Here is a 21,142-nt window from a genome sequence, read left to right as displayed (position 1 = left end):
GAGTCGGTCGAGAAGGACGGGTCAGTCGAGAACGATCGTGGTGAGCGCGCGCGGGGCGAGCCTGGCCGTGAGGGTCGTGCCGTGCGTGGAGGCGACGTCGGCCGGGGTGATCGAGCGGGTCTCGTCGGTGACGTAGCCGTCGGGGTGCCGGTCGTGTCCGCCGCGAAGGGTGAACTCGGCGGACTTCTCGGTGGTCGCGGTGTTGAGGATCTCGATCACGCGGCTGCCGTCCGGGTTGCGGAAGGCCGTGACGCGCAGGGCGGGGTCGGCGTCCGTGACCGGCACGCGGACGGCGGCGGGGCGGATGAACCGGCTGAAGGCGGCCAGGGCCCAGTACCGCTTGGACACCCGGTAGTCGTCGCCGGGGTTGGCGAGCTGGATGAGGCCCCGGGTCGCGCCGAGGGACGCGCCGGTCCAGTAGACGTAGGCGTTGGCGTTGCCGACGGTCAGGGTGTTCTGGATGTCGGCGGCGACAGTGAGGCCGTCGTAGCCGCTGCCGTCGTCCCAGTTCTCGTTCCAGGTGGTGCCGTCCGGTGACCATTCGGACATCCACACGTGCTTGTCGGTCGGCTGCGGGACAGTGGTCGCACCGCTGTAGCGGTGGCCGGTGACGGTCCGCACGGCCCTGTCGGCGTCCGGGTCCGCCTCGACGGCCTCGGTGTAGGCGACCTGGCGGTCCCAGCCGGCGGCGTCGCAGCAGACCACGCCGGTCTTCAGTCCGGAGGAGCGGACGGTCGGTCCGAGCACCTTGAGGAAGTCGACGGCCTGCTGGGGGGTGAAGCGCATCGAGGCGTAGGTCGCCGTCCAGTCGGGTTCGTTGGTGAACCCCAGGTCGGTGATGCCGATGCCTTCGCGCTCGTAGAACTTCGCGTACTGGACGAGGTAGTTCGCGTAGGCCTGACGCCAGGCGGGCAGGAGCTCGCCGCCGTTGTTCTCGCTGCCGTTGGTCTTCATGAAGGCCGGCGCGCTCCAGGCGTCGGCGTAGAACCGCTTGACGCCGTACGCCTTGGCCTCCTTGGCGAGCCAGACCTGTCCGCCGTCCCAGCCGTCCCAGATGTACTCCGGTGTGGCGTCCGGCCCGCCGGGGTCCGTGGGCAGGATCGTCGGCATGTGGTCGTAGACCCGGTCGGTCGAGGACCCGATGCCCAGGCGCAGGATCGACAGGCCGGCGCCCTTCTCCTTGCTGAGCAGCAGGTCGAGCACCTCGCGCTGCTTGGCAGGGCTGAGGCCGCGCGCGCCGTGCAGGAGGTCGGCGCGCTGGAAGGCCATGGAGAAGCCGAAGCCGTCGATGGGCTGGAGTGCGGCCCGGAAGTCGATGGCAGGACGAGTGGGGGCGGCCTGGTGGGCCTGGTTGGCCGCCGACGGTACGGGTTCGGCGGCGGCCACCTGTGATGTTAGCGCTAACAATATGGCGGCTGTCAAGGCGGTCAGGCGTTTCACTGGGTCTCCTCGGAGAGGGAAGGAGGGCGCGCGGGTCGGGTCGGCCCTTGGTGGTGCGTACGGGGCAGCCCTTGCGCAGTACGGGTCAGCCCTTGGTCGCACCGGCGGTGAGGCCGCCGATCAGCTGGCGCTCGGCGACGGCGTAGAAGGCGAGGGCGGGGACCATGGCGAGCACGATGTAGGCGAGGACGAGCGCGAAGTCGGTCGAGTACTGGCCCTGGAACTGCTGGACGCCGACCGGGATCGTCTGCCATTTCGGATCGTTGAACACCAGCAGCGGCAGGAAGAAGTTGTTCCAGCTCGCGACGACCGCGAGCACCGAGACCGTACCGAGCGCCGGACGTGCCATCGGCAGCAGGATCTGCCAGAAGAAGCGGAACTTGCCGCAGCCGTCCATGGTGGCGGCCTCCTCGATCTCCGCCGGGATGGTCCGGAAGAAGCCGCGCAGGATCACGATCGTCATGGGGAGCCCGAAAGCCGCCTGCGGGAGGATCACTCCGAGCGGATTGTCGAGCAGGCCGAAGGTGCGCAGCATGAGGAAGAGCGGCAGAACGGCCACGGCGAACGGGAACATCAGCCCGATCGTGAAGAGCGTATAGAACAACTCCCTCCCACGGAAGGCATATCTGGCCAGGACGAAAGCCGCCATCGCGGAGGCCACTACGGTGCAGACCGTCGTACCGATCGCGATGCCCGCGCTGTTGGCGATCTGCCGCCAGAACATGCCGTCGCCGAGAATTCCGATGTAGTTGCCGATCTTCCACTGCTGCGGAAGCCCGAAAGGATTGTTCGTCAGTTCCGCGGTGCTCTTGAAGCCGGAGATGACCGCGTAGAGCAGCGGTACGGCGACGAACGCGGCGATCAGCCAGACCACGGCGTGCAGCGAAAGGCCGCGCACCGTCCGACGGGCGTTCATCGGCCACCTCCCGAGGTGACGGCCCCGCTCAGATCGCGGCGGAGCACGTAGCGCTGGTAGAAGAGCGAGAAGACGAGGCTGATCATGAACAGCACCACGCTGATCGCGCTGGCGTATCCGACCTGGTACCGCTTGAACCCGAACTGGAACATCGTGATCGCCATCGTCTCCGAGGAGTGGTTGGGCCCACCCGCGGTCATGACCCAGACGAGGTCGAAGAGCTGGATCGAACCGATGATCGACAGGAAGACGCTGATCCGGATCGTGGGGCCGAGCAGCGGCAGCGTGATGTGCCGGAAGCGCTGCCAGGCGCCGGCGCCGTCGATGGAGGCGGCTTCGAGAATCTCGGACGGGATGCTCTGCAGCCCGGCGAGGAACAGCATCATGTGGAAGCCGAAGTACTTCCAGATCATGACGACGAACAGGGTCGGCATGACCGTCGAGGGATCGGCGAGCCACTTGCCCTGCAGACCCTCCAGGCCCAGGAAGCCGGCGAGATGGTCGGCCATGCCGGCGCCGGGCAGGAAGATCATCGTGAAGAGGACCGCCGTGACCACCTCGGAGAGGATGTACGGCGCGAAGAACAGCATCCGGTAGACGGCCCGGCCGCGGAGCTTCTGGTTGAGCAGGACCGCGGTGAACAGGGCGAACGGAAGCTGCACCAGGACCGACATGAGGATCAGGTACAGCCCGCGCCACAGGTCGCCGATGAAGACCTGGTCGTCGAAGAGCTTGGTGTAGTTCGCGAAGCCGACGAACTCGCCCATGGGGCCGATCCCGCCCCATTTGAAGAAGCCGGTCCAGACGGCGACGACGATCGGGGCGAGGACGAAGACGAGGAAGAGGACCAGGGCCGGGACGAGGAACCAGGCGACCGACGCCCAGGCCCCCCACCGGCTCAGGCGTGAACGGGCCGGGGGCGGCGGGGGCGCCACCACGGACTCCACCGTCCGTTCCTTTGTCAGGGCGGACACGGAGCTAGGCACTCTTCGCAGCCTCGGTGATCGACGCGGTGACCTGCTCGGGCGTCTTCTTGCCCGCTATGAGGTCGGCGACGCTGTCGTTGACCTCCTGGCCGACCGCCGGCGGGTACGCCTGGTCGAGGAAGAGCTGGAACCCCGTCGCCTTGACGAGGCTCTCGGCCACCACCTTCTTGTTGGCGTCGGTGAGCCGGCTCTCCGCGCCCTTGACCACCGGCAGGTAGCCGTTGGAGGCCAGCAGCTTGGACTCGTTCTCCAGGACGAAGAACTTCAGGAAGTCCAGCGCCTCCTTCGGAGCGCCCTTGCGCAGCGCGAAGCCACCACCGCCGCCGAACACCTCGGTCGCCTGCCCCACACCGCCGTCGACCGTCGGGAAGGGGAAGAAGCCCAGGTCCGCTCCGAGGTCGGCGCCCGCATCCTTCTGCACCGACGGTCCCCACTGCCCCATCAGCTCCATGGCGGCCTTGCCGTTGCCCACGGACGCGGCCTGGCCGCCCGGGGTCGCGTAGCCCGCGCCGAGGAAGCCCGGCTGGAACGGCTGGAGGTCGACGAGCTCCTTGAGGTGGACGCCCGCCTGGACGAAGCCGGCGCCCGTGAAGTCCTTGCTGGTCGCCGCCTTCTGCAGGGCGGGGAGGCCGGCGAGGCGCATCGCGAGATAGGCCCAGTAGTAGTGACCCGGCCACTTCTCCTTGCCGGCGAGGGCGATCGGGGTGATGCCCGCGGCCTTGAGCTTCTTCACATCGTCGAGGAACTCGGCCCAGGTGGCCGGCGGAGTGGTGATCCCGGCCTTGGCGAAGAGCTTCTTGTTGTACCAGAAGCCGACCATGCCGATGTCGTACGGGATTCCGTAGGTGCGCCCCCCGATCTGGTAGGCCTGGAGCGAGACCGCGGTGAGCTGGGACGACCAGTCCAGGAGGTCGGTGAGGTCCTCGACGAGCCCCGCGTCGACCTGCTGCTGGAGCACGCCGCCGCCCCAGGTCTGGTAGACGTCGGGCAGCTTGCCCGAGGAAGTGGTCGCGGTCAGCTTGGACTTGAACGCCTCGTTCTCCAACGAGGTCGTGTTGATCGCGATGTTCGGGTGGGCGGTCGTGAACGCTGTGGAGATCTGCGGGAAGAGGGACTTGCCCGGTTCCGTCGTGGCGATGTTCCACCACTCGAACGTCACCTTGCCGTCGGCCGACAGGTTGCCGCCCGACTCGTCGGCCCCGCAGGCCGCGGTCAGGGCGACGGACAGGGTGGTCAAGCCCGCGAGCGCCAGGAAGCTGCGTCGGCTCGGGACGGTGCTGGCCATGGGACCTCCGTGAGGGGGGATGCCGGGTTCGATGCCGAGCCGCTGCCGGGTTCATGCCGGTCCCGTGCTCGAAACTTTTTCGAAATACTCTCGATTTCCGTGGTGCCACAAACTAGGAACGCCGGGCGGCACGGTCAAGACTTCTCACCGATTTATCTCGGAAACCTGCCGGGAACCTGGGGTTGACAAGCCGTCACGCCGCCCAGAAACTCTTCGAAAGTTTGCGATACAAATCGTCGCCCCACGGCGTCGAGGAGGAGAACAGTTGAGCGAGCAGCGTGCGACTCTGGCGGTCATCGCCGCGGAGGCGGGGGTCTCCCAGGCCACCGTCTCCAAGGTGATCAACGGCCGTTCCGACGTCGCGCCCGCGACCCGCGAACGGATCGAAGGCCTGCTGCGGGCCCACAACTACCTCCAGCCCGGCCGGCAGAACAGGTCCCGCAGATCGGGCCTCGTCGACCTGATCATCGGCGGTCTGGACAGCGCCTGGGCGGTGGAGATCCTGCGCGGCGTCGAGGCCGAGTGCGCCCAGCGGGGCGTCGGCACCGTCGTGTCGCTCGTCCCACCGGGCGAGGCCACGCCGTCGAGCTGGTCCGCGCTACCGGTCCAGCACCACAGCGACGGCGTCATCCTCGTCACCGCCTCGGTCACCCAGGCGCAGCGCGCCCAGGTCGAGCGGGGCGGGGTGGCGCTGGTCGTCATCGACCCGATCGACCTGCCGGACAACGGCGTACCGAGCATCGGCGCGACCAACTGGGGCGGCGGCCTCGCGGCCACCGAACACCTGCTGGAGTTGGGGCACCGCCGCATCGCCGCGATCGGCGGGCGCAAGGAGATGCTCTGCAGCCAGGCCCGCATCGACGGCTACCGGGCGGCCCTGGAGCGGGCCGGGGTCGAGGTCGACCGCGACCTGATCCGGTTCGGCGACTTCCAGCACGAGGGCGGATTCCGGTGCGCTCAGGAGCTGCTCGCCCTGCCCGAGCCGCCGACCGCCATCTTCGCGGGCAGCGACCAGCAGGCGATGGGTGTCTACGAGGCGGCCCGGCAGGCCGGACTGAGCATCCCTCAGGACCTCAGTGTGGTCGGTTTCGACGACCTGCCGATGTGCGACTGGTTGTCACCCCCGCTGACGACGGTGCGCCAGCCGCTGGAGGAGATGGGCCGCGTCGCCGCCCGCACGCTGTTCCAGCTTCTGGAGGACCAACCCCTGGTCAGCCCTCGGGTGGAGCTCTCGACCGAACTCAAGGTCCGCCTCTCCACCGCCCCGCCCCGCCTTTAGGAGAACCCCGTGACCGAGCCTTGGCGTGACCCCCTCCTGCCCGCTTCCATGCGCGTGGCCGATCTGCTGAGTCGGATGACGCTGGAGGAGAAGACGGGGCAACTGGCCGGCTTCTGGGCCCTGCCCTCTGATCCCGGAGCGCCTGTGGCGCCGATGGAGGACGATTCCGGCGAGCCGGCTCCGGGCCTCGACGACATCATCGGACATGGGCTCGGCCAGCTCACCCGGGTGTACGGAACCGCGCCGATCACCGCGGAAACCGGAATGGAACGGCTCGCCTCACTCCAGCGGCAGGTGATCGAAGCCGGCCGGTTCGGCATCCCGGCCCTCGCTCACGAGGAGTGCCTCACCGGCTTCATGACGCTCGGGGCCACGGTCTTCCCAGGACCGCTCGCGTGGGGCGCGTCCTTCGATCCCGAGCTCATACGGCGGATGGCCGCCGCCATCGGCGAGGGGATGCGGCGGGTCGGCGTCCACCAGGGGCTCGCTCCGGTGCTCGACGTCGTCCGTGACTACCGGTGGGGCAGGACCGAGGAGTGCATCGGCGAGGACCCCTGTCTCGTCGGGGCGATCGGGACCGCCTACGTACAGGGTCTGGAGGGCGCCGGCGTCGTAGCGACCCTCAAGCACTTCGCCGGGTACTCGGCCTCGCGCGGCGGCCGGAACATGGCCCCCGTCCCCGTGGGGCCACGCGAGTTCGCCGACGTGCTGGTCGAGCCCTTCGTACGGGCGCTGCGCGAGGGAGGCGCCCGGTCGGTGATGAACAGCTACACCGACGTGGACGGCGTCCCGGTCGCCGCCGACGAGCGGCTGCTGACCGGGCTGCTCAGGGACGAGCTCGGCTTCGGCGGTACCGTCGTCGCCGACTACTACTCCGTCTCCTTCCTGGAGTCCCGGCACGGCGTCACCGGATCGCGCGGCGCGGCCGGCGCGCTCGCGCTGACCGCCGGAATCGACGTCGAGCTGCCCACGGCCCGTTGCTACGGCGAGCCGCTGACCGCGCTCGTACGATCCGGAGACGTGCCCGAGGAGCTCGTCGACCGGGCCGCGGAGCGGGTCCTGCTGCAGAAGGCCGAACTCGGCCTGCTCGACCCCGAATGGGAACCCGTCAAGCCCGAGCCGATCGACCTCGACCCGCCGGAGAACCGGGCGCTGGCCAGGATCCTGGCCGAACGGTCCACCGTGCTGCTCGCCAACGACGGCATCCTGCCGCTGCGGCCGTGCCGGGTCGCTGTCACCGGGCCGTACGTCGACGACCCCCACTCCTTCCTCGGCTGCTACTCCTTCCCCAACCATGTCGCGCTGCCGGGCGACCCCGGGGTGGAGATCCCGACGCTCCGCGAGACGCTCACCGCCGCCGGGTTCACGGTCACCGCGGATGATCCGGAGGTGAACGTGCTGGTACTCGGCGACCGGGCCGGCATGTTCGGCCGGGGCACCTCGGGAGAGGGCTGCGACGCCGAGACCCTCGACCTGCCCGGCGACCAGGCCGCACTCGCCTCCGCCGTCCTCGACTCCGGGGTGCCGACGGTCCTGGTCCTCGTCTCCGGCCGGCCCTACGCGCTCGGCGCGCTCGCCGAGCGCGCGGCGGCCGTCGTCCAGGCCTTCTTCCCCGGCGAGGAGGGCGGGACGGCGCTGGCACGGATCATCAGCGGGGCCGCGGAGCCGTCCGGGCGGCTGCCGGTCTCCATCCCCCGCCAGGTCGGCGGACAGCCCGGCACCTATCTGCACTCCACGTTGGGCGGTCGCACCGACTGGAGCTCGGTGGACCCGACTCCGCTGTTCCCGTTCGGACACGGGCTGAGCTGGACCAGCTTCGCCTACGCGGATCTCGCGGTGGATCCCGTCGCCCCGACGGACGGAGCCGTCTCGGTCGCGGTCACCGTGCGCAACGTCGGCGAGGTGGCCGGGACCGAGGTGGTCCAGCTGTACCTCTCGGACCCCGAGGCGTCCGTCGTCCGGCCGCGGCGGTGGCTCGCCGGATTCGGCAGGGTCGAGCTGGGGCCGGGTGTGGCCGCCCGGATCACCTTCTCCGTCCACGCCGACCGAACCTCCTTCACCGGAATCGATCTGCGCAGGAGAGTCGAGCCCGGAGAGGTCGGCGTGGCCGTCGGACGGTCGAGCGGCGATCTTCCGCTCCAGGGGTCCTTCGTCCTGCACGGCCCCGTACGGCACCCGGCGGCCGACCGTGTCCTGTCCGTTCCGGTCGAGATCGACGCGGTGCCATGACCACGTCGTTCGGTGATCCCGTGCTGTCCGGGTTCCGGCCCGACCCGTCCGTCTGCCGCGTGGGCTCGGACTACTACCTGGTGACGTCCAGCTTCGAGTGGTTCCCGGGGCTTCCCGTGTTCCACAGCCGCGATCTCGTGAGCTGGCGGCGTCTCGGCTCCGCCCTTGACCGGCCGTCCCAGCTCGACCTCGACGGGTGCGAGCCCTCACGCGGCCTGTTCGCGCCGACGATCCGGCACCATGACGGGCTCTTCCACCTCGTCTGCACACTGATGGACGGCCCCGGCCATTTCGTCGTCACGGCGACCGACCCCGCCGGGCCGTGGTCGGAACCGTACTGGCTGGAGGGCGAGGGCTTCGATCCGTCGCTGTTCTTCGACGACGGGCCGGACGGCGACGGCCGGGCCTGGTTCACCGCCTCCCGCGTACGGGACGAGTCCGCCGGCCTCACCGAGATCTGGATGCGCGAATACCTTCCCCTCGAACGGCGGCTCACGGGACCCGAGTACGTCCTGTGGTCGGGAAGCCACCCGGCCGCCCGATGGGCGGAAGCCCCTCACCTCTACCGGATCGACGGGACCTACCTCCTGCTCACCGCGGAGGGCGGAACCGATGTGGACCACAGCGTGGTGGCCGCCCGCGCCGACAGGGTGACCGGTCCCTACGAGGGCGCCCCCGACAACCCGGTACTGCCTCCGGCCCCGAAGGGCCCGGTGACCTGCACCGGGCACGCGGACCTCGTACAGACGCCGTACGGCGACTGGCGGGCCGTCCTTCTGGGCGTGCGCCCGGGCTCCGCCCTCGGCCGCGAGACGTTCCTCAGCCGGGTCACCTGGCACGACGGCTGGCCGGCCTTCTCTCCCGTCGCCCACGCCGGTCTTCCCCGGCCCCTGCACGACGACTTCGCCGCCCTCTCCCCCGACTGGAGCACCCTGCGCACGCCACGCGCACCGTTCTGGACCACCGGTGACGGGCTCCGGCTCCGGCTCCGCCCCGAACGCCTCGGCGACTTCGCCGTCCCCTCCCTCCTGGTCCGCCCCCAAGAACAGCCCGACTGCGACGTGTCCACCGAGCTGCGCTTCGCCCCGGCCGGACCGGACGATGAGGCCGGCCTGGCCGTGGTCGTCGACGACGACGCCCACCTCCTCCTTCTGCGCACTGCGGAGGGACTCGTCCTCCGCCGCGGGCCGGACGTCCTGGCCCGCGCCACCGTCCCCCCGGGCCCTGTCCGCCTGGGGGTCCGTATCCGCGGCTTCGGCCACACCTTCGTCCACGCGGCGCCGGACGGCCCCTGGCAGGACCTGGCCGCGGTCGACGCCACCTTCCTCACGCCGCTGTTCACCAGCGTCCAGCTCGGCCTCTACGCCAGCTCCCACGGCCACCCGTCCACGAACCAGGCCCTTTTCCCGTGGTTTGACATCACCTATCCGAACTGACCAAGCACTTGCTCACAGAGAAGCGGCCCCTGTCGAAACACTTTCGACAGGGGCCGCCTTTTCTTCGCTCCAGTGAAATTCCGTGACGGACCTTACGAACGGCCGACGTTTCCGAAACATCTTCGAAACCATTGACAGGCTCATGGCGAATTTCCACACTGATTCACGAGGCTTCACCGCCACTTTCCGCAGTCCCATTTCCCGGACGCGGACATCGCCGTCGCGGATTCCTTCCGCCGCGCGCTCTCCCCCACCCGCGTTCTCCCTTATCGGAGGTCCAGCCATGCATTCCCACGCCACTACTCCGTCCACGGTCCGCCGGAAAAGAGGCGGCCTGTTCGCGGCGCTCCTCGTCGGCGCTCTCGGGTCCGCCACCGTCCTTGCGGCGCCTGCCTCGCAGGCGGCCGAGACCACGCTCGGCGCCGCGGCGGCGCAGAGCGGCCGCTACTTCGGTACCGCCATCGCCTCGGGCAGGCTGGGCGACGCGACGTACACGTCGATCGCGGCCCGCGAGTTCACCTCGGTGACGGCAGAGAACGAGATGAAGATCGACGCCACCGAGCCGCAGCAGGGGCAGTTCAACTTCACCGCGGGCGACCGCGTCTACAACTGGGCGGTGCAGAACGGCAAGCAGGTGCGCGGCCACACCCTGGCCTGGCACTCCCAGCAGCCCGGCTGGATGCAAAGCCTCAGCGGCAGCGCGCTGCGCCAGGCGATGAACAACCACATCACCGGCGTGATGACCCACTACAAGGGCAAGATCGCCCAGTGGGACGTCGTGAACGAGGCGTTCGCCGACGGTAGTTCGGGAGCGCGGCGCGACTCCAACCTCCAGCGCAGCGGCAACGACTGGATCGAGGTCGCCTTCCGCACCGCGCGCGCCGCCGACCCGGCCGCCAAGCTCTGCTACAACGACTACAACGTGGAGAACTGGACCTGGGCCAAGACCCAGGCCATGTACGCCATGGTCAAGGACTTCAAGCAGCGCGGTGTGCCGATCGACTGCGTCGGCTTCCAGTCACACTTCAACAACGACAGCCCGTACAACAGCAACTTCCGTACCACCCTCCAGAGTTTCGCCGCCCTCGGTGTCGACGTGGCCGTCACCGAGCTCGACATCCAGGGCGCCTCGGGCACGACCTACGCCAACGTGACCAACGACTGCCTGGCCGTCCCGCGCTGCCTCGGCATCACCGTCTGGGGTGTGCGCGACACCGACTCCTGGCGAGCCGAGCACACGCCGCTCCTGTTCAACGGCGACGGCAACAAGAAGCCCGCCTACACCTCCGTCCTGAACGCCCTCAACGCCGGATCCTCGAACCCCAACCCCAACCCCACGCCGACCCCCACGCCTGGCTCCGGACCGATCAAGGGCGTCGCCTCCGGCCGCTGCGTGGACGTGCCGAGCTCCGCCACCGCCGACGGTACCCAGGTCCAGCTGTGGGACTGCAGCGGCGGCACCAATCAGCAGTGGACCCTCACCGCCTCCGGTGAGCTGAAGGTCTACGGCAACAAATGCCTCGACGCCGCCGGCACCGCCAACGGCTCGAAGGTGCAGATCTACAGCTGCTGGGGCGGCGACAACCAGAAGTGGCGCCTGAACACCGACGGAACCATCGTCGGCGTCCAGTCCGGCCTCTGCCTCGACGCCGCCGCCAACGGCACCGTCAACGGCACGCTGATCCAGCTGTACTCCTGCTGGAACGGCACCAACCAGCGCTGGACCCGCGCCTGACCGGTCGCACCACGCCAAAGAGGGGAGCCAGGATCATCCTGGCTCCCCTCGGTGCTGTCAGGCGGAGGGAGGGTTGCCGTAGTAGGCGCCGGGGCCGTGCTTGCGGGTGAAGTGGCGGTCCAGTACGTGCTGCGGGGGTTCGACCGTGCCCAGGGCGATGGTGTGGAGCGCTATCTCGGCCACCGCCTCGCAGATGATGGCGTGCTCCAGGGACGCGGTGGCGCCGACGCCCCAGGTGAAGGGGCCGTGGTGGGCGACCAGGGCTCCGGGGACTTCCCGGGCCCGCGTGTCGTCACGGTCGAGCAGGTCCACGATGACCTGACCGGTGTTGTACTCGTAGTGCGTGGCGCACTGCTCGGAGGTGAGGGCCGCGGTGACCGGAACGGGACCGTTGAAGGTGTCCGCGTGGGTCGTGCCGAGCACCGGTATCGGACGCCGGGCCTGGGCGAAGGCGACGGCGTGGGTGGAGTGCGTGTGGGTCACGCCTCCGATGGAGGGGAAGGCCAGATAGAGGCTCCGGTGCGTCTCCGTGTCGGTGGACGGCCGCAGGTGGCCTTCGGTGACGCTTCCATCGGCCAGGGAGACGACGACCAGGTCCTCCTCGCTCAGCACGTCGTAGGACACGCCCGAGGGCTTGATGACGAAGACGCCGGCGTCCCGGTCCACGCCGCTCACGTTGCCCCAGGTGAGGGTGGCCAGACCGGCCCGGGGGATGCGGAGGTTGGCCTCCAGCACCTCCCGGCGCAGCTCCTTGGAAACGGCGGTGGTCACGGAGGGCTCCGTCCTCGCGGGGGTGGATGCGGTGGTGGAGGTGGAGGTGCTCACAGGCTCTGGGCCAGGCGGTGGTACGCCTGGTTCCAGCGCAGCTCGCGCGTGAACCGCCGTACGGTGGTGTCCTCGTCGATGACGACGAGCTCGGTCCGCAGCATCTCGGCGAGGTCCTCGAGCTCCTCGCCGCCGAGGGCGGTGGTCAGGACGGTGTGGTGCGGGGCTCCGGCCGTCAGCCATGCCTCGGTGGAGGTACGCAGGTCCGGGCGCGGGCGCCAGACGGCCCGGGCGACGGGGAGCTTCGGCAGCGGCTCGGGCGGGGCGACGACGTCGATGTGGTTGGCGACGAGGCGGAACCGGTCGCCCATGTCGGCGAGACCGACGACCACGGCCGGACCGGGATCCGCGTCGAAGACGAGGCGGACCGGGTCCTCGCGTCCGCCGATGCCGAGCGGGTGGATCTCGCAGGTGGGCGTCGCCGTCGTGATCGAGGGGCAGACCTCCAGCATGTGGGCGCCGAGGATGAGTTCCTGACCCGGCGTGAGGTCGTACGTGTAGTCCTCCATGAAGGAGGTGCCGCCGGGCAGGCCGTGGTCCATCGCCTTCAGCGTGCGCAGCAGGGTGGAGGTCTTCCAGTCGCCTTCGCCCCCGAAGCCGTAGCCGTCCGCCATCAGGCGCTGCACGGCGAGCCCGGGCAGCTGGCGCAGGCCGCCGAGGTCCTCGAAGTTGGTGGTGAAGGCACGGAACCCGCCTTCCGTGAGGAAGGTACGGAGACCGGCTTCGACGCGGGCGGCGTAGCGCAGGGAGTCGTGGCGCTCGCCGCCGGGCCGCAGCTCGGGTGCGAGGGCGTAGAGGTCCTCGTACTCCTTGACGAGGGCGGAGACGGCGTCTTCGGGGGCGGCGTCGACCACCGCGACGAGGTCGTTGACGCCGTACGTGTTGACCGAGACCCCGAACCGCAGCTGCGCCTCGACCTTGTCGCCCTCGGTGACGGCGACGTCGCGCATGTTGTCGCCGAACCTGGCAAGTCTGAGGGTGGTGAGCTCGGCGCGGCCGACGGCGGCGCGGGCCCATCCGGCGATGCGGTCGACGACCTCGGGGTTGGAGACATGGCCTGCCACGGTCTTGCGCGGGACGCCGAGACGGGTCTGGACGAATCCGAACTCGCGGTCGCCGTGGGCGGCCTGGTTCAGGTTCATGAAGTCCATGTCGATGGTGGACCAGGGCAGTCGGCGGTTGGCCTGAGTGTGCAGGTGCAGCAGGGGCTTGCTCAGGGCGTCGAGGCCGGCGATCCACATCTTGGCCGGCGAGAAGGTGTGCATCCAGGCGATCAGGCCGATGCAGCGGTCGTCGGCGTTGGCCTCCAGCATGAGCGCGCGAATGGCGGCCGCATCGGTGAGGACCGGCTTCCACACCAGGCGGACGGTCATCTGGGGCTGTCCGGCGAGCGTGTCGCAGATGGTGCGGGACTGGTCGGCGACCTGGGCCAGGGTCTCAGCGCCGTAAAGCCCCTGGCTGCCGGTGAGGAACCAGATCTCGCGGTCGGGCTGGGTGAGCGTCATGTCGGGTGTGCTCCTCGGAGGTGCGGGTGGGAGAAGTCGGGCCGATGGCGGCCGGGGGCGGGGAGGCACCCCCCGGCCGGTCGGTGGTGGCGAGGCGGCCGGCCGGTCGGTGGTGGCGAGGCGGCCTGCCGGTCGGTGGTGGCGAGGCGGCCGGTCAGCCGGTGGCGGCGAGGCGTGCGGTGTTGCGGATGCGCCGCAGGCGGTGCAGGAGGAGGTCCGCGCCGGTGCCGAAGTACTCGTGCAGGGCGCGGTACTCGCCGAACAGCGCGTCGTAGGCGTCCGCGCGTGCCGCGTCGGGCACGTAGGCGTGGCGCCGGACGCTGCCCATGACGGAGGCGGCGGAGCGGACGTCGGGGTAGGCGCCCGCGGCGACGGCAGCGTGGATGGCCGAGCCGAGCGCCGGGCCCTGTTCGGAGGTGCCGACGGAGACGGGACGGCGGAGCACGTCGGCATAGATCTGCATGAGCAGCGCGTTCTTCCGCAGGCCTCCGGTGACGATGAACTCCTCCACGGGAATCCCGCCGTCCTCGAAGGTCTCGACGATGATCCGGGTGCCGAAGGCGGTGGATTCGAGCAGGGCCCGGTAGACGTCCTCGGGGCGGGTGTCGAGGGTGAGGCCGGCGACGACTCCCGAGAGGTGGTGGTCGACCAGAGGGGAGCGGTTGCCGTTCATCCAGTCCAGGGCGACCAGGCCGTGCGCGCCGACCGGCTGGTCGGTCGCCTTGCGGGTCAGGAGCTGGTGCAGGTCCTCGCCCGACGCCTCCGCCTCGGCGCGGTAGTGCTCCGGTACGCCCTGCCGGAGCCACCAGGCGAAGATGTCGCCGACCGCGCTCTGACCGGCCTCGTAGCCGTAGGCACCTTCGACGATGCCGCCGTCGACGACCCCGCAGATGCCGGGGACCTCGGCGAGGGTGGCGCCGTTGAGTACGTGGCAGGTGGACGTGCCCATGATGGCGAGCATCCGGCCGTTCTCCACGGCGCCCGCCGCGGGGGCGGCCACGTGGGCATCGACGTTGCCCGCCGCGACGGCGATGCCTTCGGGGAGCCCGGTCCAACGCGCGGCCTGACCGCTCAGTCCGCCGGCACGTGAACCCAGGGGGGACAGCGGGTGCTCCAGGCGCGTGGCCGGGAAGTCGGCGAAGTCGGGGTGGAGCCCGGCGAGGAACTCCGGCGAGGGGTAGGCACCGTCCTGGTGGATTCCCTTGTAGCCGGCGGTGCAGGTGTTGCGGGACTCGGTGCCGGTCAGCTGCCAGACGATCCAGTCGGCCGCCTCGATCCAGCGGGCGCAGGCGGCGTAGACGGCGGGGTCTTCTTCGAGGACCTGCAGGGCCTTGGCGTACTGCCACTCGGAGGAGATCTTGCCGCCGTACCGTGCGATCCACTTCTCACCGCGGGCGTGCGCGAGGGCGTTGATGCGGTCGGCCTGCTCCTGGGCGGCGTGGTGCTTCCAGAGTTTGGGCCAGGCGTGCGGGCGGTCGGCCCACCCGGGCGTCAGGGCGAGCGGGGTGCCGTCCGGGGTGGTCGGCAGGACCGTGCAGGCGGTGAAGTCGGTGGCGATGCCGATGACGTGGGCCGCGTCGACTCCGGCGTCGGCGAGCGCCGCCGGGACGGCGGTGCGCAGGACGTCGCGCCAGTCCTCGGGGTGCTGGAGCGCCCAGTCGGGGGGCAGGGGGGCCTCCGTCGAGGGAAGGCGGTCCTCGATGACGGCGTGGCGGTACTCGTGGACCGACGAACCGAGTTCGGCGCCGTCCCGGACCCTGACGACGACGGCGCGCCCGGAGAGGGTGCCGAAGTCGACTCCGATGGTGCAGGCCTCGGGGTGGTGTCGGGCCGCAGGGCCGGAAGGGGCGTGAGGGGTCACGATGCGTCTCTCTCGTCATGAGCGGGCCAGGGGAGCATCCTGATTGTTAACGCTCACAATCTCGTTGGACAAGAGCTGAATGCAGTTCTGCCGAACATTCGACGGGAATCAGGGCCTTGAAAGTGAGCGCTCACTCGGCGGCTGCCGAAGAGCTGCCCCGCGGGAGGCGGGGCGGCCGACGGTCAGAGGCGGAGCGAGCCGCAGGGGCGTGCGCGCGAGCGGGCCGCAGGGCTGCCCGGGCGGACGGGCGGGCGACGCGCACGTGTCCCGGTGCGCGGACACGCAGGGACGCACACGCGGGCCGACGGCAAGCCTTCCACCGACGGCCGGAAGCCGCCCGCCGCGTCAGACCTCGCTCGAGGGCCGCGTGCTCGCGCGCATGATGAGCTGCGGCTGGACCAGGAGGTGTTCGGCCTTCTTGGCGCGGCCCTCGATGTGGTCCACCAGGAGCCGGATGCTGCGGCGCCCGATCGCGGCGAAGTCCTGGCGGACCGTCGTCAGCGGCGGCGGGAAGTACTCGGCCTCCGGGATGTCGTCGAAGCCTGCGACGGCGACCTGCCCGGGGGTGCGGATCCCGCCCTCGCGCAGCGCCCGCAGGACGCCGAGCGCCATCTGGTCATTGGCGACGAAGACGGCCGTGACCGGCGTCGCCCCGCGGCGGGCCAGGGCGAGACCCGCGAGCTCCTGCCCCGCCCGGTACCCGGACAACGGGCTCCAGTCCCCCGCCAGCACACGCGGAGGGCGGATGCCGTTCTCCTCCAGGACGGCGCGCCATCCCGCGGCGCGGGCCTCGCTCTCCAGCCAGTCCTCGGGACCGGCCACGTGCCAGACGGTGCCGTGCCCGGCGGCGAGCAGGTGCTCGGTGACCATGCGGGCGCCGAGCTCCTGGTCGAGGGAGACACTGGGCAGGTCGAGCTGATGCCCGCCCTCCACGGTGACCACAGGGAAAGGCGCGTCCAGTTCGGCGAGCGCCTGCACGTGCGAGCGCTGCGGGGTGATGGCGACGACGCCCTCCACTCCCCAGGCCGCGAGGTGGTCGACGGCCTCCTTGAGACCCTGCCCCGACCCGGCGCGCAGGCTGACGGTCGAGACGAGGTAGCCCTCCTCCCGGGCCGCTTCCTCCAGGCCGGTCAGGGTGCTGGCAGGGCCGTACAGGGCGGTGTTGACGGCGATGACGCCCAGCGTCCTCGTGCGGCGCGTCACCAGGGCGCGCGCGGCGGAGTTGCGACGGTAGCCGAGCCGCTCGATGGCCACGGTGACCTGGTCGCGGGTGGCCGCGCGCACGTTGGGGTGACCGCTCAGCACCCGGGAGACGGTCTGGTGGGAGACCCCGGCCTCTCGTGCGACGTCGGCCATCGTCGGCGGGCGGACGTCTTCCGCGGACTGCGCCACGTTCGCCTCCCTTCTCCGTGATCTCGGCTGTGTATCGATGCGAGAAAAACCTTATCGCCTTCTTGTATCACGCTGTTGTGAGCGCTAACAATTTAGCTCGTCCGGGGTGCCGACGCCCTGGCCCCCCCCAACCGGAACGGTGCCGTCCCGGTGGTGCGAGGACACGCGCCGCCGCCGAGCCCGCCCCGGTCGGAGCCGCCCTCGACGACGGGATGGGTAAGCCCCCCATGAAGAAGTTCCGATCCGCATCCGCCCTCCTTGCCGTGACCACCGGCTGCGCCCTGCTCCTGACCGCCTGCGGGCAGAACAGCGAGGGCGGCAGCGAGGAGGCGAAGGACAAGAAGGACCTCACCATCGGCATCGCGATGCCGACCAAGTCCTCCGAGAGGTGGATCGCCGACGGCAAGAACATGACGGCGAGCCTGAAGAAGGCCGGATTCGCCACGACCCTGCAGTACGGCGAGGACGACCCCGACCAGCAGGTCGCCCAGATCGAGAACATGATCACCCAGGGCGTCGACGCCCTGGTCGTGGCCGCCATCAACGGCGAGGCCCTCTCCAACGTCCTCCAGCAGGCGGCCGACGCCCACATCCCGGTGGTCTCCTACGACCGGCTCATCCTGGGCTCCCCGCACATCGACTACTACGCCTCCTTCGACAACGAGAAGGTCGGCGAGCTCCAGGCCACGTACATCGTCGAGAAGCTGGGACTGAAAGCCGGCGCGAAGAAGGGCCCGTTCAACATCGAGCTGTTCGCCGGGTCCAACGACGACAACAACACCAAGTACTTCTTCAACGGCGCCATGAAAGTGCTCAAGCCCTACCTCGACAAGAAGCAGCTGGTCGTGCGCTCCCAGCAGACCCAGCTCAACCAGGTCACCACGCTGCGGTGGGACGGCGGTACGGCCCAGAAGCGCATGGACGACCTGCTGACCTCCGCGTACTCCACGGCCCGCGTCGACGCCGTTCTCTCCCCCTACGACGGCATCTCCATCGGCATCCTGTCCGCCCTGAAGTCCGACGACTACGGGAGCGCCGCCAAGCCGCTGCCGGTCGTCACCGGCCAGGACGCGGAGGTCGCCTCCGTGAAGTCGATCATCGCGGGCGAGCAGACCCAGACCGTCTACAAGGACACCCGCGCGCTCGCGCAGGTCGCCGCCGACATGGTGACCGCCGTCCTCGACGGCAAGAAGCCGGAGATCAACGACGACACCACCTACGACAACGGCAAGAAGGTGGTCCCGGCATTCCTGCTCGACCCGGTCAGCGTCGACAAGTCGAACTACCGGAGGCTCCTGGTGGACTCCGGCTACATCGACGCCGGCGACCTCCGGTGACCCTCTCCCCCTCCCCCGGCATCCCCTCCCCGCCTCCGGCAGGCCCCGTCCTGGAGATGCGGTCCATCGTCAAGACCTTCCCCGGCGTCAGGGCACTCTCCGACGTGACCCTGTCAGTGGCGCGCGGCGAGGTGCACGCCTTGTGCGGGGAGAACGGCGCCGGCAAGTCGACCCTCATGAAGGTCCTGTCCGGCGTCCACCCCCACGGCACGTACGAGGGAGAGATCCTCTTCGACGACGAGCCGTGCCGCTTCAAGGACATCCGCGCCAGCGAGCAGCGTGGGATCGTCATCATCCACCAGGAGCTCGCACTCGTCCCCCACCTGTCGATCGCCGAGAACATCTTCCTCGGCAACGAACCGTCCCGGCGCGGAATCATCGACTGGCGCGAGTCGCTGCACCGTGCCTCCGAACTGCTCAGGCGGGTCGGCCTCGACGAACACCCCGAGACCCGGGTCGCCGACATCGGTGTCGGCAAGCAGCAGCTCGTCGAGATCGCCAAGGCGCTGGCGAAGGACGTCCGTCTGCTGATCCTCGACGAGCCCACCGCGGCGCTGAACGACGAGGACAGCGCGAAGCTGCTGCGCCTGATGCGGGAGCTGAAGGACCAGGGCATCACCTCGATCATCATCTCGCACAAGCTGAACGAGATCGCCCACATCGCCGACTCCGTCACGATCCTGCGCGACGGCCGTTCCATCGAGACCCTCGACGTCAGGGACCCCGCCACCACCGAGGAACGCATCATCCGCGGCATGGTGGGGCGGGACCTCGACAGTCGCTTCCCCGCGCGCACGCCGTACGAAGGCCCGGCCGACGCCGCACCCGTCCTGGAGATCCGGGACTGGACCGTGCGTCACCCGCTCGACCGTGCCCGCAAGGTGGTCGACGGGGTCTCGCTCCAGGTCCGGCGCGGGGAGATCGTCGGTGTCGCCGGACTCATGGGGGCCGGCCGGACCGAACTCGCCATGAGCGTCTTCGGGCGCTCCTACGGCCGCTACGAGCGGGGCACTGTGCTCAGGGACGGCCGGGAGGTCCGGACGCACACCGTCCCCGAGGCCGTCGCCCACGGCATCGCCTACGTCACCGAGGACCGCAAGCACTACGGTCTCGACCTCGGGGACTCCGTGAGCCGGAACATCTCGCTCGCGTCCCTCGGCGCCCTCGCCCGCCACGGGATCGTCGACGGGCACGAGGAGCGCAAGGTGGCCGAACGGTTCCGGCGGACGATGAACATCAAGGCTCCGAACGTCCTCGAACCGGTCGGCCGTCTGTCCGGCGGCAACCAGCAGAAGGTCGTCCTCAGCAAGTGGATCCTCGCCGGTCCTGACGTCCTCATCCTCGACGAGCCCACGCGCGGGGTCGACGTGGGAGCCAAGTACGAGATCTACACCGTGATCGACCGGCTCGCCGCCGAGGGCAAGGCGATTCTCCTCATCTCCTCCGAGCTGCCCGAACTGCTCGGCATGTGCGACCGCTTCTACACCATGGCCGCCGGACGGCTGACCGGCGAGGTAGGCCGCGAGGACGCCACCCAGGAAGTCCTGATGCGGCACATGACGCAGGACACCGCCACATCCGACGAAGGACACCAGGCATGAGCACCGACGCCAGCACGAAAACGACCGTCCCCGCCGCCCAGGGCAGCGGGTCCCCGTCCACCGGGACACCGGTGGCCCGGGTGCTCCTGGACGGCGTCCGGCGGAACATGCGTCAGTACGGGATGCTCTTCGCACTCGGCCTGATCGTGCTCCTCTTCCAGATCTGGACGGGCGGCGACCTCCTGCTGCCGCGCAACGTCTCCAACCTGGTGCTGCAGAACAGCTACATCCTCATCCTGGCCATCGGGATGATGATCGTCATCATCTCCGGGCACATCGACCTTTCGGTGGGCTCCCTCATGGCGCTGGTCGGCGGCCTCGGAGCCGTACTCATGGTCGAGCACCAGGTCTCCTGGCCCGTGGCGGTGCTCCTCACGCTCCTGCTCGGAGCCGTCGCCGGCGCTCTCCAGGGCTTCTTCATCGCGTACGTCGGCATACCGTCGTTCATCGTGACGCTCGCCGGCATGCTGCTGTTCCGCGGGCTCACGGAGATCTTCCTCAAGGGGCAGACCCTCGGCCCGTTCCCCGACGGACTGCAGAAGGTCGCCAACGGCTTCCTGCCCGAGGTGGGGCCGAAGACCAACTACCACAACCTGACCCTGCTCCTCGGCCTCGGACTGGTCGCCTACGTGGTCGTCCAGGAGTTCCGGGACCGTCGCCGGCAGCGGGAGTTCACCCTGGAGACGCTCCCCACGGGCCTGTTCGCGCTGAAGGTGACGGCGCTGGTGGCCGCCGTCCTCGTCACCACCCTGCTGCTCGCCAGCTACAAGGGCGCCCCCGTCGTCCTCCTGATCCTCGCCGCGCTGCTCGTGGCCTTCGGATACGTGATGCGCAACGCGGTGATCGGCCGCCACGTGTACGCGATCGGGGGGAACCTGCCCGCCGCGAAGCTCTCCGGGGTCAAGGACAAGAAGGTGACCTTCGCGGTGTTCCTGAACATGGGAATGCTCGCGGCGCTCGCAGGCCTCGTCTTCGCGGCGCGCTTCAACGCGGCCTCGCCGAAGGCCGGCGTGAACTTCGAACTGGAGGCCATCGCCGCCGCGTTCATCGGCGGAGCCTCGATGAGTGGTGGAGTCGGTACCGTCCTGGGTGCCATCATCGGCGGCCTGGTCCTCGGCGTGCTCAACAACGGCATGAACCTCGTCGGGGTGGGCACCGACTGGCAGCAGGTCATCAAGGGCATCGTCCTCCTCGCCGCGGTCGGCTTCGACGTGTGGAACAAGCGCAGGGCGGGCGCCTGACGCTCCTCCGGACATGGCTGTGCCCGCCGGTTCCTCCACCGGCGGGCACAGCCATGTCGACGTGTCCGTACGAG

At 69.8% G+C, this 21,142-nt stretch carries 15 protein-coding genes; 7 read left to right on the top strand and 8 right to left on the bottom strand.

Annotated elements, in window-relative coordinates:
- Positions 1–21: 21 nt before the first annotated feature.
- The 4 genes from OG259_RS39160 to OG259_RS39145 form a co-directional block, all read right to left on the bottom strand.
- Positions 22–1,386: a glycoside hydrolase family 30 protein gene (locus tag OG259_RS39160; protein ID WP_328946598.1), complete on the bottom strand. Its 1,365-nt coding sequence runs from the start codon at positions 1,384–1,386 to the stop codon at positions 22–24.
- Between the two features lie 139 nt (positions 1,387–1,525).
- Complete coding sequence (locus tag OG259_RS39155; RefSeq protein ID WP_328946597.1) at positions 1,526–2,356, bottom strand: carbohydrate ABC transporter permease; 831 nt, start codon at positions 2,354–2,356, stop codon at positions 1,526–1,528.
- Positions 2,353–3,330 (bottom strand): carbohydrate ABC transporter permease, encoded by a 978-nt coding sequence (locus OG259_RS39150; protein ID WP_443052091.1) that lies wholly within the window; start codon positions 3,328–3,330, stop codon positions 2,353–2,355. The genes OG259_RS39155 and OG259_RS39150 overlap by 4 nt, the downstream gene beginning before the upstream one ends.
- A 4-nt stretch (positions 3,331–3,334) precedes the next feature.
- The gene (locus OG259_RS39145) at positions 3,335–4,627 is read right to left on the bottom strand and encodes an extracellular solute-binding protein (RefSeq protein ID WP_328946596.1); all 1,293 of its coding nucleotides are present in this window, start codon (positions 4,625–4,627) and stop codon (positions 3,335–3,337) included.
- Between the two features lie 265 nt (positions 4,628–4,892).
- On the opposite strand from OG259_RS39145, the gene OG259_RS39140 reads away from it, so the two are divergent.
- The 4 genes from OG259_RS39140 (at position 4,893) to OG259_RS39125 (ending at position 11,306) form a co-directional block, all read left to right on the top strand.
- A complete protein-coding gene (locus OG259_RS39140; protein ID WP_328946595.1) occupies positions 4,893–5,906 on the top strand; it encodes a LacI family DNA-binding transcriptional regulator in 1,014 nt (337 codons plus the stop codon).
- Positions 5,907–5,915: 9 nt separating this feature from the next.
- A complete protein-coding gene (locus tag OG259_RS39135) occupies positions 5,916–8,135 on the top strand; it encodes a beta-glucosidase (protein ID WP_328946594.1) in 2,220 nt (739 codons plus the stop codon).
- Positions 8,132–9,571 carry a glycoside hydrolase family 43 protein gene (locus OG259_RS39130; protein WP_328946593.1) on the top strand — a complete coding sequence of 480 codons (1,440 nt, stop codon included), beginning with the start codon at positions 8,132–8,134 and terminating at the stop codon, positions 9,569–9,571. The genes OG259_RS39135 and OG259_RS39130 overlap by 4 nt, the downstream gene beginning before the upstream one ends.
- A 283-nt stretch (positions 9,572–9,854) precedes the next feature.
- The gene (locus tag OG259_RS39125) at positions 9,855–11,306 is read left to right on the top strand and encodes an endo-1,4-beta-xylanase (RefSeq protein WP_328946592.1); all 1,452 of its coding nucleotides are present in this window, start codon (positions 9,855–9,857) and stop codon (positions 11,304–11,306) included.
- Between the two features lie 57 nt (positions 11,307–11,363).
- Here OG259_RS39125 and araD read toward each other — a convergent pair whose 3' ends face one another.
- From araD to OG259_RS39105, 4 genes are all read right to left on the bottom strand, one after another.
- The gene (araD, locus tag OG259_RS39120) at positions 11,364–12,077 is read right to left on the bottom strand and encodes an L-ribulose-5-phosphate 4-epimerase AraD (protein ID WP_328946591.1); all 714 of its coding nucleotides are present in this window, start codon (positions 12,075–12,077) and stop codon (positions 11,364–11,366) included.
- 50 nt (positions 12,078–12,127) lie between these two features.
- Positions 12,128–13,636 carry an L-arabinose isomerase gene (gene araA / locus OG259_RS39115; RefSeq protein ID WP_328946590.1) on the bottom strand — a complete coding sequence of 503 codons (1,509 nt, stop codon included), beginning with the start codon at positions 13,634–13,636 and terminating at the stop codon, positions 12,128–12,130.
- A gap of 154 nt (positions 13,637–13,790) precedes the next feature.
- Positions 13,791–15,497 (bottom strand): ribulokinase, encoded by a 1,707-nt coding sequence (araB, locus tag OG259_RS39110; protein WP_328946589.1) that lies wholly within the window; start codon positions 15,495–15,497, stop codon positions 13,791–13,793.
- Positions 15,498–15,842: 345 nt separating this feature from the next.
- Positions 15,843–16,889, bottom strand: coding sequence for a LacI family DNA-binding transcriptional regulator (locus tag OG259_RS39105; protein ID WP_328946588.1), 1,047 nt, complete (start codon positions 16,887–16,889; stop codon positions 15,843–15,845).
- Positions 16,890–17,116: 227 nt separating this feature from the next.
- Between OG259_RS39105 and chvE the strand changes: the two genes are divergently transcribed.
- The 3 genes from chvE to mmsB are packed head-to-tail and all read left to right on the top strand — an operon-like array spanning position 17,117 to position 21,068.
- Positions 17,117–18,226, top strand: a complete 1,110-nt coding sequence (gene chvE, locus OG259_RS39100) for a multiple monosaccharide ABC transporter substrate-binding protein (RefSeq protein ID WP_328946587.1) — start codon at positions 17,117–17,119, stop codon at positions 18,224–18,226.
- A 56-nt stretch (positions 18,227–18,282) separates the two neighbouring features.
- Positions 18,283–19,827 carry a multiple monosaccharide ABC transporter ATP-binding protein gene (gene mmsA / locus OG259_RS39095; protein WP_328947310.1) on the top strand — a complete coding sequence of 515 codons (1,545 nt, stop codon included), beginning with the start codon at positions 18,283–18,285 and terminating at the stop codon, positions 19,825–19,827.
- Positions 19,824–21,068: a multiple monosaccharide ABC transporter permease gene (gene mmsB / locus OG259_RS39090; RefSeq protein WP_328946586.1), complete on the top strand. Its 1,245-nt coding sequence runs from the start codon at positions 19,824–19,826 to the stop codon at positions 21,066–21,068. The genes mmsA and mmsB overlap by 4 nt, the downstream gene beginning before the upstream one ends.
- Positions 21,069–21,142: the final 74 nt, after the last annotated feature.

This window comes from Streptomyces sp. NBC_00250 (assembly GCF_036192275.1).
GTDB lineage: Bacteria > Actinomycetota > Actinomycetes > Streptomycetales > Streptomycetaceae > Streptomyces.
Note: the sequence above shows the minus strand (reverse complement) of the source record. Positions and strands in the feature narration are given on the sequence as shown.